The sequence below is a fragment of the Myceligenerans crystallogenes genome, assembly GCF_039529775.1.
GTDB lineage: Bacteria > Actinomycetota > Actinomycetes > Actinomycetales > Cellulomonadaceae > Myceligenerans > Myceligenerans crystallogenes.
The window spans coordinates 321,087-333,191 of record NZ_BAAANL010000003.1 but is presented as its reverse complement, the minus strand read 5'-3'; the positions used below and the strand labels follow the sequence as shown (position 1 = coordinate 333,191).

General features: G+C 73.8%; 9 protein-coding genes. 4 read left to right on the top strand and 5 right to left on the bottom strand.

The window, feature by feature from the left end:
* Positions 1-15: 15 nt before the first annotated feature.
* The 4 genes from ABD208_RS09080 to ABD208_RS09065 form a co-directional block, all read right to left on the bottom strand.
* On the bottom strand, positions 16-1,632 hold the full coding sequence (locus ABD208_RS09080; protein WP_344101766.1) for an aggregation-promoting factor C-terminal-like domain-containing protein: 1,617 nt from the start codon (positions 1,630-1,632) through the stop codon (positions 16-18).
* A gap of 83 nt (positions 1,633-1,715) precedes the next feature.
* Positions 1,716-2,732: a TatD family hydrolase gene (locus ABD208_RS09075; RefSeq protein WP_344101764.1), complete on the bottom strand. Its 1,017-nt coding sequence runs from the start codon at positions 2,730-2,732 to the stop codon at positions 1,716-1,718.
* A gap of 90 nt (positions 2,733-2,822) precedes the next feature.
* Positions 2,823-4,541 carry a methionine--tRNA ligase gene (metG, locus tag ABD208_RS09070; protein WP_344101762.1) on the bottom strand — a complete coding sequence of 573 codons (1,719 nt, stop codon included), beginning with the start codon at positions 4,539-4,541 and terminating at the stop codon, positions 2,823-2,825.
* A gap of 91 nt (positions 4,542-4,632) precedes the next feature.
* The gene (locus ABD208_RS09065) at positions 4,633-6,456 is read right to left on the bottom strand and encodes a dolichyl-phosphate-mannose--protein mannosyltransferase (protein ID WP_344101760.1); all 1,824 of its coding nucleotides are present in this window, start codon (positions 6,454-6,456) and stop codon (positions 4,633-4,635) included.
* Between the two features lie 63 nt (positions 6,457-6,519).
* On the opposite strand from ABD208_RS09065, the gene rsmI reads away from it, so the two are divergent.
* The 4 genes from rsmI to ABD208_RS09045 all read left to right on the top strand — a co-directional run bounded on the left by rsmI (position 6,520) and on the right by ABD208_RS09045 (position 10,380).
* Positions 6,520-7,359 carry a 16S rRNA (cytidine(1402)-2'-O)-methyltransferase gene (rsmI, locus tag ABD208_RS09060; RefSeq protein ID WP_344101758.1) on the top strand — a complete coding sequence of 280 codons (840 nt, stop codon included), beginning with the start codon at positions 6,520-6,522 and terminating at the stop codon, positions 7,357-7,359.
* A gap of 102 nt (positions 7,360-7,461) precedes the next feature.
* Positions 7,462-7,791 carry a hypothetical protein gene (locus ABD208_RS09055; RefSeq protein ID WP_344101756.1) on the top strand — a complete coding sequence of 110 codons (330 nt, stop codon included), beginning with the start codon at positions 7,462-7,464 and terminating at the stop codon, positions 7,789-7,791.
* Positions 7,792-7,914: 123 nt separating this feature from the next.
* Positions 7,915-8,553: an isochorismatase family protein gene (locus ABD208_RS09050; protein WP_344101754.1), complete on the top strand. Its 639-nt coding sequence runs from the start codon at positions 7,915-7,917 to the stop codon at positions 8,551-8,553.
* 78 nt (positions 8,554-8,631) lie between these two features.
* Positions 8,632-10,380 (top strand): family 20 glycosylhydrolase, encoded by a 1,749-nt coding sequence (locus ABD208_RS09045; RefSeq protein ID WP_344101752.1) that lies wholly within the window; start codon positions 8,632-8,634, stop codon positions 10,378-10,380.
* A 12-nt stretch (positions 10,381-10,392) separates the two neighbouring features.
* On the opposite strand, the gene ABD208_RS09040 is transcribed toward ABD208_RS09045, so the two are convergent.
* Positions 10,393-12,033 (bottom strand): hypothetical protein, encoded by a 1,641-nt coding sequence (locus ABD208_RS09040; protein ID WP_344101750.1) that lies wholly within the window; start codon positions 12,031-12,033, stop codon positions 10,393-10,395.
* Positions 12,034-12,105 lie beyond the last annotated feature (72 nt).

Sequence of the window (12,105 nt, the reverse complement as noted above, 5' to 3'; positions counted from 1 at the left end):
AGCTGGGGCGGGAGATCAGTACCAGCCCACGGACTCCGAGTGCGCCCAGGCCCCGCACGGGCTCCCGTACCGCCCCGCGATGTACTCGAAGCCCCAGGAGATCTGCGTGGCGGGGTTGGTCAGCCAGTCGGACCCGTGCGTCGCCATCTTCGAGCCCGGCAGCGCCTGCGGGATCCCGTAGGCGCTCGACGACGGGTTGTCGGCGTTCCAGCGCCAGCCGGACTCGCGCGTCCAGAGCGCGTCCAGGCACTCCCACTCCTCGCCCGTCCAGCCCCGCTCCGCGGCCATGGACTGCCCCAGCGCGCGCGCCGAGTCCGGGTCCGCCTGCGCCGTCGCGATCTGCATCGTGCCGATCGCGACCACCTGGGTGACCGGCTCGCTGAGGATCTTCCGCTCCAGCACCTCGCGTTCGACGACGGCGCCGCCGAGCTCGGTCACGGCGTACCTGATCTGCGCCTCGCCGGCCACGCCGGCGGTCTGCACGACCTCTTCGCCCTCGAGCAGGTTCGGGTCCTCGATCGTCTTCGTCTCGAACGGGATCGTCTCCGTGACCGTGGTCTGCGAGGAGGCGTTCCGGTTGATCATCACGACCATGCCGTCGACGGCGGCCGCGCCGAGCGGCACCGAGGAGACGTCCTTGTCCTTCAGGACGATCCCGGCCTCGGCCAGCATGCCGCCGACCGTGGGCTGGGTGGACTTCACCGGCATCGTCCTGCCGTCCACCGAGACGTGCACCGTCTTCATCGTGGACACGCGGATCGGCTCGCGGCCGAGCGGCTCGGAGCGCGACGCCGAGGCGACCGCCCCCTGGCCCCGCTCACCGATGAGGGCGAGCAGTTCGCCGACGGTGCCCGCCGTCGTCTCCATCTGCGTGCGCTCGCCGTCGATCTCGATGTCGACCGTGCGCATCGAGCGCACCACGATGACGGAGCCGTCCTTGGCGTCCGCGTCGACGGCCGGCGTGACGACGTCGGCCCGGCCGGGCGTGATGTGCTGCGACTTGAGGATCTCGGCGACGGTGGTGCCGTAGGCGTCCACGGTCTTGAGCTCGCCGTTGTAGTCGATGGTGACGGTCTTGGCCTGGGCGGCGTACGTGCCGGTGACGGCCACGAGGCTGCCGAGGACGGCGGCCTGGGCCGTGACCCGGACCGGGGCCTTGGCCAGCCACTCCGGCGGCTTGAAGCTCAGCGGCTCCGGCGGCGCGGTGTGGGCGCCCTTGCGGCGCTTGGCGCCGTCGGGACGGGGCACCTCCGGCTGCGCACCGGAGGCCGGCCGGAGCCCGGTGGCCGGCTGCGGCCCCGACGACGGCTGGAGGCCGACGGCCGGCTGCGGGCCGGAGGACGGCTGGATCGCTCCGGGCCGCTGCGGCGCCGACGGCGGCCGAGGGCTCGGGGGCGCGGGCACTGCGGGCGCGACGCCCTCGGCGCCGAAGGCGCGGGACACACCCGCCGGCGTGCCCGGCGTGCCCGGGGCGTCGATGCCCGGGGCCTGCGGGCCGCCCGGGAGCGAGCCGTTGGTCTGACGCGGCTTTTCTGCCGACCAGGGGCCGCCGGCGCTGCCGGTCGCCTTCCTGGGTGCCGCGGTCCTCGGGTCCGCGAAGCGTGCCGCTCCGAGCTCCCGCCGCGATCTCACGGTCGTATGGTCTGCCACGAGCACAAGACGGTAACGGAACGCGGGCCGTCTGGAAAGCCCGCGGAAGGTGCCAGGTCGCGTGGTCACCAATTGCCGTAGACGGCCTCCGAGTTGGCATTGATCGCCGAACAGAGTTCTCCCAGGTCAGAGCCCAGAAATTCGGCCATGAAGCGGGCCGTGTGCGCGGCGGCGAACGGAGCGTTCGGTTGGCCGCGGAAAGGGTGCGGCGTCAGGTACGGGGCGTCGGTCTCCAGCAGCACGAGGTGCCGGGGGATCTCGGCGAGCGCCGCGCGCAGGTCGTCGTTCGGCTTGAAGGTGATCGGGCCCGCGAACGAGAGGTACCAGCCCTGCTCGGTGCACACCCGGGCCATCTCGGCGTCGCCCGAGAAGCAGTGGAACACCGTGCGCTCGGGGGCGCCGTCGGCGAGGAGGACCTCGATGACCTGGGCGTGCGCGTCCCGGTCGTGGATCTGCAGGGCCAGGCCGAGCTCCTTGGCGAGCGCGATGTGCGCGCGGAACGAGTCCCGCTGCGCCTCCTCGCCCTTCGGCCCGGTGCGGAACAGGTCCATGCCGGTCTCGCCGATGGCCCGGATCCGCTCGGTGCCGCGGGCGAGCGCGGCGATCTCGGCGACGGCGTCGTCGAGCGACACGGCGTGCCGCGCCTCGGGCTCGGGGGGCAGCCCGTCGGGCCCGACCTCGTCCACGCCGCCGTGCAGCGTCGCCTCGTTCGGATGGATGGCGACGGCCCCGAGCACCTGCCGCGGCACGGTTCCCCCGGCGGGCGAGCCGTCGGAGGGCACGGCTCCGGGCGGGCCGCCGGAAGGCGCGGCTCCGGCCCGGACGACGACGCCGCCCGACGCCGCCGGGCCGCCGCCGAGCAGGCGCGCCGTCCAGCGGGCCGAGTCGAGGTCGCAGCCCACCTGCACGACGCGGTCCACGCCCGCGGCCGCCGCCCGGGCGAGGTGCTCGTCCACGGTGGGTGCGGGCACGTCGTCGGGCAGGACCGCGCCGATGTGGTCCAGGTGGGTGTGGTTGTCGACGACGGCGACGGGCAGCGGCTCAGGATCCGCGGGGAATCCGCGGTCACGCTTGCGGGCCATGGGTCTCCTCGGTTGGCACGGCGTCGATCGGCGCCCGCACGGTGCCGCGTGCGGGCCGCCGGAGGTACGGGACGGTGACGACGTGCCGCGTCACTCCGCGGCGGTGCCGCCGAAGCGCTCGACGTACCCGGCGACGTCGTCGTCGGTCAGCTTGGCGTACAGGACGGGCGGAACGGTGACCGGCGTCCCCGCCGGGACCGCGTCGAGCGCCCGCGCCTCGTCGGCGCTCACCCACGTCGCGGCGTCGTCGAGGGTGAAGACACCGCGCAGGGCCGCCGCCGTGGCCGGGATGAACGGCTCGGAGACGATCGCGTACAGGCGGATGAGGTTCATGGCCGTGCGCAGCGACAGGGCCGCCGCCTCCTCGTCGACCTTGACCTGCTTCCAGGGCTCCTTCTCGACCAGGTAGGCGTTGCCCGCGGACCAGAGCGCGCGCAGGGCGGAGGCCGCCTTGCGGTACTCCAGGGAGTCGAGGTGCTCCTCGAGCTCCGCCAGGCGCCCCGCGACCTCGGCGCCGAGACGCTCCTCGGCCTCGCCCGGGGTGCCCCCCGCCGGGACGGTGTCGCCGAACTTCTTGACCGAGAAGGTCAGCACCCGGTTCACGAAGTTGCCGAGCGTGTCGGCGAGGTCCTTGTTGACCGTGGCGGCGAAGTGCTCCCAGGTGAACGAGGAGTCGTCGGACTCGGGCGCGTTCGCGACCAGGAAGTACCGCCAGTAGTCGCTGGGCAGGAGCTCGAGGGCCGCGTCGGTGAAGATGCCGCGCTGCTGCGAGGTGGAGAACTTGCCGCCGTAGTACGTCAGCCAGGAGAAGCCCTTGACGAAGTCGGTCTTCTTCCAGGGCTCGCGGACGCCCAGCTGCGTGGCGGGGAACATCACCGTGTGGAACGGGACGTTGTCCTTGGCCATGAACTGCGTGTAGCGGACGTCGTCGGCCTCGTACCACCAGGACTTCCAGTCCCGGGTCTCGCCGGCCCCGGCGGCGTCGGCCCACTCCTTGGTGGCGCCGATGTACTCGATCGGGGCGTCGAACCAGACGTAGAAGACCTTGCCCTCGGCCGCGAGCTCCGGCCAGGTGTCGGCCGGGACCGGGACGCCCCACTCCAGGTCACGGGTGATCGCGCGGTCCTGCAGGCCCTCGGCGAGCCACTTGCGCGCGATCGACGTCGACAGCAGCGGCCAGTCCTCGCTGTTCTCGTCGAGCCACGCCTCGACCTCGCCCTGCAGGGCCGACTGCAGGAGGAAGAGGTGCTTGGTCTCGCGGATCTCGAGGTCCGTGGAGCCGCTGATCGCCGAGCGCGGCTCGATGAGGTCCGTCGGGTCGAGCACGCGCGTGCAGTTCTCGCACTGGTCGCCGCGCGCCTTGTCGTAGCCGCAGTGCGGGCAGGTGCCCTCGACGTAGCGGTCCGGGAGGAACCGGCCGTCCGCGTTCGAGTACACCTGGCGGATGGCGCGCTCCTCGATGAAGCCGTTCTCGTGCAGGCGACGGGCGAAGTGCTGGGTCAGCTCCGCGTTCTGCCGGGACGAGCTGCGGCCGAAGTAGTCGAACCGCAGGCTGAAGCCCTCGTAGATCGCCTTCTGCGTCTCGTGCGCCTGGGCGCAGAACTCGGCGACGGGCAGGCCCGCCTTGGCGGCGGCCAGCTCGGCCGGGGTGCCGTGCTCGTCCGTGGCGCAGATGTACAGCACGTCGTGGCCGCGCTGGCGCAGGTACCGGGCGTACACATCCGCCGGGAGCATCGAGCCGACCATGTTCCCCAGGTGCTTGACACCGTTGATGTACGGAAGCGCACTGGTCACAAGGTGGCGAGCCATCGGTGGATGCTCCATTTCGTCGGCAGAACAGGATGGGCGAGGCCAGATGCCGGCCCCGCCCAATCCTATTGCCGCCGCCGCGGCGCCGCGGTCAGATCCAGCTCGGCAGCCACATCAGGCCGTGCCAGTAGTCGTACGGCACCGGCATCGCCGTCCAGATCGGGTAGAACAGCACGCCCACGCCCACGATCACGGCGGTGACCACCCCGGCGACCCAGCCGATCGCCCGCTTGGCGGGCGGGTCGTTCTCCGTGTAGTCCAGGAGCGCGGCCACCACGTACACGATCGTCAGCACCAGGAACGGCGCGAACACGATCGAGTAGAACGTGAAGATGGTGCGCGCCACGCCCCCGAGCAGCCCGGCGATCGGCCACGAGTACTGGAACCACGGCAGCCAGCCCGCCGCGACGCCCATCAGCGGCCCGGAACCGCGCCAGTCGCGCTTCACGAGCGCCAGGACCAGCGCGACCAGCAGCGTCGCCGCCCCCAGCCACCACAGCGCCGGGTTGCCGAGCGACGTGACGGCGACCGCGCAGTCCTGCGTCGCGCCCGGCGGGCACGGCCCCTGCCCGGGCGTGAACTTCTCCCAGAAGAACGACGTCGGCCGCCCCTGGACGATCCAGTTGACCGGGTGCGCGTCGTAGCTGTGGTCGGACTCGAGGCTGGTGTGGAAGTCCCACATCTGCTTGTGGTACTCCCCGAGCGAGCGCCCGGCGTTCCAGACGCCGTCGGCCCAGCCCGGGAACCATCCCGGCGCCGTCTGCCCGTTCACCTCGGCCCAGTCGCGCATGTACGACATCCGGTTCACGAACCAGCCGGTCCACGTCGCGATGTACACCACCACGATGGTGGGCAGCATGACCAGCGCGGTCACCAGCACGCCGAGCGCGCCGTCCTCGACCCAGCGCCGGATCCCCGCGTCGCGCCGCGCGCCGAGGTCCCAGAAGACCACCAGCAGCCCGAACCCCAGCACGAAGTACAGCCCCGACCACTTCACGCCGCACGCCAGGCCCAGCGACACCGCCGCCGCGAGCCGCCACCAGCGGAAGCCGATCCGCGGGCCGTACGTCATCACCGCCTCGCTGCCGGAGTCGATCAGGTGCGCGACCCGCTCGGCCAGGCGCCGTCGTCCCCATTCCCGGTCCATGACCAGGCAGGCGAACGCGACCAGCACCCAGAACATGAGGAACTGGTCCAGCAGGCCCGTGCGCGAGTGCACGATCGCCTCGCCGTCGACGGCGAGCAGCAGACCGGCCATCAGGCCCAGCGACGTCCACCCGAACATCCGCCGCGCGATCCGGATGACCAGCAGCACCGCCAGGATGCCGACGACGGCGCTGGCGATCCGCCACTTCCACGGGTCGTCCGCACCTCCGGTCAGCCGCATGCCGAGCGCGATCATCCACTTGCCGACCGGCGGATGGACGACGTACTCGGCCTCGCCGGTCTTGTAGGAGCTGACGTCGCCGGCCTCGAACGCCGGGTTCGGCTCCTCCGGCCAGGCGGCCTCGTAGCCGAGGCTCGCCAGCGACCAGCCCTCCTTGACGTAGTAGGTCTCGTCGAAGACCAGCTTGGCGGGCCGCCCCAGCTCCCACAGGCGCGCGACCGCGGCGATCGTCACCACGGCCAGCGTGCCGATCAGGTCCCACATGCGGTCCCGGGCGGTGGTGCCGAGGCCCAGGCGCCGGGCGCCGAGCAGCTTCTCGAGCAGGCGGTCGCGGGTGCTGCGGTCGTCGGCGGCGGGACGCGGCGGCGCGGGCGCGCCGCCGGGGACCGGCGGCGCATCGGGGTTCTCGGGCGGCAGCGCTGCCGCGGTGTCCGGACGCTCCGTCGCGTCCGGGGTGTCCGCGGCAGCGGCGCCGGAAGAAGTAGTTGTCATGGGCTGGGACTCCATGTCTGCGTCGTGCTCGGGCACCGGCCCAGCATAGGGCGTGGGATCGTGGGAACCGTGACAACTTCGACAGGTTCATCGGGAACGATGCCCGACGACGGCGCCCTCGTGCTCGCCGCCACCCCCATCGGCAACGCCGAGGACGCCTCCCCGCGCCTGCTGCGCCTGCTGGAGAAAGCCGATGTCGTGGCCGCCGAGGACACCCGGCGTCTGCACGCCCTGGCCGCCCGGGTCGGGGTGCGGGTCGGCGGGCGGGTCGTGAGTTTTCACGAGCACAACGAAACGTTTCGTGCCGACGAGCTGCTCGACGTGGTCGAGGGCGGCGGGACCGTCGCGGTCGTGACCGACGCCGGGATGCCGTCGGTGAGCGACCCCGGCTACCGCGTCGTCGCGCGCGCGATCGAGCGCAGGCTGCGCGTCACCGCCGCGCCCGGGCCGTCGGCGGTGCTGACCGCGCTGGCCCTGTCGGGGCTGCCGACCGACCGGTTCACCTTCGAGGGCTTCCCGCCGCGCAAGCCGGGCGAGCGCGCCCGGACCCTGGCGGCACTGGCCGCCGAGCCGCGCACGATGGTGTTCTTCGAGGCCCCGCACCGGATCGACGACACGCTCGCGGCGATGGCCGAGGCGTTCGGCGCCGGGCGCCCGGCGGCGGTGTGCCGGGAGCTGACCAAGACGTACGAGGAGGTGCTGCGCGGCGGGCTCGGAGAGCTGGCCGCGCGGGCGGCGGCCGAGCCGCTGCGCGGGGAGATCTGCGTGGTGGTCGCGGGCGCGCCGCCGGCGGCGGAGGTCCGGGTCGAGGACGTCGTCGGCGAGGTCCGCGACCGGGTCGCGGGCGGGGAGCGGCTGAAGGCCGCCGTCGCGGCGGTCGCGGAGGCGGCCGGGGTCTCCAAGCGGGAACTCTACGAGGCCGCGTTGAAGGCACGCTGACCGGGTGTTGCCCTCGCCAGGTGAAGCCGTATCACAACCGTGCGTGCCGTCTGGCGAAAGTGGTCCTAACGTCAAGTCATGGATGGTCATCCCGGATATTCCATGGCATCAGCAGGATTCACCCACCAGTCCCCCTATGCGCGCCCGGGTTCGCTCGACGAGCTCGAGGGCCCGGTGACCGGCTCGGTCGAGGCCGGATCACACATCACGGGAACCAGATACCGGTCGTTCGACGTCAACGACGAGTCACAGCTCTGGGACCTGTACTCGGTGACGGTCCGCGACGGCACCGTGCGCGATCAGCGCGCGCTCCTGAACAAGGAGGTGCTGATCCGGATGTGGCCGGTGCTGAACCTGCCGCAGGACTGCCGTCAGGAGTGGGAGTCCCACTTCACGGAACTGCGCGCGCGGACGCGGTGGTCGTTCCTGTGACGCGGCGGTTCCGGTGATGCCGTACCGGGCGCCGTCGTCCCCGGCCGATCACCGGAACCACGGCCGGCGAAATCGAATCGCCGGGACTACCGCTTCCCGCCCCGGGAGTGGCAGGCTGGGGGCATGGACGACAATCGGCCCCAGACCAGCCGGTTCGTGACGAGCCGCCCGCGAAGGGCACTGCTCGTGGTGGACGTGCAGCCCACCTTCTGCGAGGGCGGTGAGCTCGGCGTGGACGGCGGGAACGCGGTCGCGCAGCAGGTGGCCGCCTACGCCAAGGAGCACCGCGACCGCTACGACGCCATCCTCACCACCCAGGACTGGCACATCGACCCGGGCGATCACTTCAGCACGGCCCCGGACTTCGTGAACTCGTGGCCCCCGCACGGCGTGGCGGGCACGCCCAACGCGGAGCTGCACCCCGCGATCGCGGGGATCGACGCGGACGCGCACGTCAAGAAGGGTCAGTACGACCACGGCTACTCGGGCTTCGACGGGGCCGACGACGCCGGCCGGTCGCTCGAGGAGATCCTCACGGACGCGGGCATCGGGGCCGTCGACGTCGTGGGCCTGGTCGAGTCGCACTGCGTGAAGCACACGGCGCTCGACGCCCGGCAGGCCGGGCTGGCCACGCGCGTGCTCACCGACCTGACGATCCCCGTCTCCCCCGAGCAGGGCGAGCAGGCGCGGGCCGAGCTGCGGGACGCGGGGGTCGAGCTGGTCGCGTCGACGGAACTGGGAGCGCGCCGGCCCCGCGGCTGACCGGATCGGCCGGCTCACGAGCCGGGCCCAAGGGGTTTGTTAGCGAACTTTCAGTATTCGCCGCTATGCTCGCCGTCCATGACGGCCAACGATGTCACCGCGGCGATCATCCCCGCTCCCGTGCGGGTCGAACGCGGCGCGGGAGCGGCGGACCTGAGGCGTGCGCGCGTGGTCGCGCCCGGCCTGGAGGACCTTCCCGCGCTCGCCGCGGAGCTCCTGCGGCCGGCCGGGGTGGCCTTCCCGGCAGCGGGGAGCGCCGCACCCGGGACCCCGATCGAGCTGCGCGCCGACGCCGCGGCGGGCCCGCCGTCGTCGGCGAACCCCGAGCGGTACACGCTCACGGTGACCGGCGACGGCGTCACGGTGCGCGCGCCCGGGCGCGCCGGGCTGCTGCACGGGCTGCGGACGCTGCGCCAGCTCGCCGGAGCGGCGCAGGCCGCGGGCCGGCCGGGCGAGATCCCGGCCCTCACCGTCACGGACGAGCCGCGGTACGGCTGGCGCGGGCTGTCGCTCGACGTCGCGCGGCACTTCTTCGGCCCGGCCGACCTGCGGGCGGTCGTCGACCTGCTCGGGCACTACAAGTTCAACCGGCTCGGGCTGCACCTGACCGACGACCAGGGCTGGCGGCTGGAGATCCCGTCCCGGCCGGAGCTCGTGGCGCGTTCGTCCGGGACCGCGGTGGGCGGGGATCCCGGCGGGTACCTCTCCGTGACCGACTACGCCGAGCTGCAGGAGTACGCGGCGGCGCGCGGCGTCGTCGTCGTCCCCGAGATCGACCTGCCCGGGCACGTCAACGCCGCGACGCACGCGTACGGGGAGCTGAACCCCGGCGGGCTGCCCACCGAGGCGTACGAGGGGATCGAGGTCGGGTTCTCGCGGCTCCACCTCGGCCTGCCCGCGACGGAGCCGTTCCTGCGGGACGTGCTCGGCGACGTCGCGCGGATGACGCGCGGGCCGTGGGTCCACTTCGGCGGCGACGAGGTGCACACGATGCCGCCCGGTGAGTACCGGGAGTTCGTGCGGCTGTGCCAGGAGATCGTCGGCGCCGCGGGCAAGACGCCGGCGGCGTGGCAGGAGGCGGCGGGCGCCGGGCACGGGGACACGGACGCGGCGGCCACGGCGATGGCGGCGACCGGCGGTCCCGGCGGCCCGGGCACGACCGCCGGGACGACGCCGGGGGCAGCGGCTGCCGGCTCCGGCGGCGCGGCCGGCGCGGCAGCGCATGCCCGCTCGGGCGGCGCGGCAGCGGCGCAGGCAGCGGCCGCCGGCTCCGGCGGCACGGTAACAGCGCAGGCAGCGCCTGGCGGCTCCACCACGACAGCGGCCGCGCCCAGGTCCGCGGGCGTCCTGGAACAGGACCCCGCGGCTTCCCCGGTGCGGGCCGGGACCGTGCTGCACTACTGGGACTCGCGCGCCGGCTCGGCCGCGTTCGTGCGCGCCGCCGAGGCCGGGGGCCGGTTCGTCATGGCGCCCGCCGAGCGCACCTACCTCGACATGAAGTACACCCCGGACCACCCGCTCGGGCTGGTGTGGGCGGGCTGCGTCGAACTGCGCGACTCGTACGAGTGGGACCCGGCCGCCGTCGTCGGCGGGCTGCCGGCCGAGGCGATCGACGGCGTGTCCGCCTGCGTGTGGACGGAGACGCTGCGCACCCGCGACGAGCTGTTCTCCATGCTGCTGCCCCGCCTGGCCGCCGTCGCCGAGTGCGCCTGGACCCCGCAGGAGCACAAGGACTGGGAGTCCTTCCGCGCCCGCGTCGCCACGGAGGCCGTCACCTGGCGGCGCGACGGCTCGGCGTTCCACCCGACGCCCCAGGTCGACTGGTAGGCGCGCCGGCCGTCAGTCCGTGAGGGCGATCAGGGTCGGGGCGAGCGGGGCGGCCGGGGCCGTGGCCGGCTCGCCGGTCCAGCCCGCCGCGGCCTGGGCCGGGAGGTCGGTCGTCACGTCGTGCCAGATGTTGTTCGCCGTCGCGCCGCCGCCGCCGGGGCCCGCCGCGGCGAACACGGTCAGCACCTGCGGACGCGGTTCGAGCGTGGCGCGGTCGGTGACCGACGACGCCGCGGACTGGTGCACCACCACCATCGTCTGCGGCAGCCGGTGCTCGGCGACGATCCCGGCGACGCGGTCGATCGCGGCCTGCAGCTCCGCCGCCGTGACCTGCCCCTCGACCGCGGCCCCGTTGCCCGCCAGGCGGAACTCCGGGTGCAGCGCGACGCCGACGCCGGGCTTGGCGAGCACCGGTTCGAGCGCGTCGAGCTGCGCGGCGAGCGGCCGGTTGCCCGGGACGATGTCGAGCACCACGATCGCGCCCGCCTCGCGGAACGCCTTGACCGCGGCCGAGACGCTCTCGACCGGCAGCTGCCCGGCGTGGTCGCCGTCGGCCCCGGCGTCCGCGGACTGCACGCTCGCGGTGACCGAGACCACCGGCATCGCCCCGGCCGACGACGCCGCCGCCAGGATCCCGGGCGCGGCCGCCGCCGCCAGGGCGGCGATCGACTCGGCCGCGCCGTCCGCGGGAACGGCGAAGGAGCCGGCGACGTAGGTCCCGCCGGCCAGCCGCTGCGTGCCGTGCGGGTAGGCGGGCTGCTGCCGGGCGGCCTCGACCTGCCAGGCGAGCCGGTCCTCGTCGTCGAACCCGGGGCCGATGGCGACGACGCCGAGCGGGTCGGCGGCGGCGATCGTGTCGATCGCCTCCTTGCGCGCGCCGGGGTCGCCGCCCGGGACGACGAACGGGACCGCGCCCGCGGCACGGGCGGTGCCGACGGCGGCCTCCTGCCCCTCGGCCGGGTCGACCAGCAGCATGACCTCCGACAGCTGGTCGGGGTCGGCGACGTCCGGGATCTTGGCCCGCAGGGCGCCGAGCTGGTTCGTGTCGATCATCCCCGCCTCGGGGAGGGCGGCGACCGGGCCGTCGTTGCCCCCGGCACCCGCCCCGCGCGCCACGGCGACGGAGGCTCCGCCCCGCGCGCCCGCCGCCGATTCCACGGCCTCCTCGGCCGCCTCGCTCACCGCGTTCGGGTCGAAGCGGACGACGTCGCGGTCACCCGCGACGGCCTCGGCGTCGGCCACCGCGGTCTCGTCGCCGACGACGACGACGGCCTCCGCGCCCAGCCGGTCGAGCTCGTCGCTGACGGGCCCGTCGCCGATCGCCCCGCCGCGCAGCAGCACCGGGGCGGCGAGCGCCTGGCCGGTCGCGGCGGCCGTCATGCGGTCCGCGGCGTCGTCGACCCCGGCGAGCACCGCGACCGGCGAGTAGCCGAAGAGCGACTGGCTCGCGTAGAGGGCGAGCTCCGCCGGATCGTCAGAGCTGAGCGCGAGGACGCCGTTCTCGGGGCCGCGCACGGCCGCCGGGGATCCCGACGGGCTGGCCGAGCCCTCCGCGGTCGGGACCGCGCAGCCGGCGAGGGTCCCCGCCAGGGTCAGGGCAAGAAGTGTTGCCGGGACGCGTGCTTCGGCGAATCGGGCGCTCCGGAAATCCACGACTCTCATCTTTCCCCACGCCGGACGCAGGTAACGACCGGCGCAAGTGAAATGTGAGTGAAGAGTCCCGGG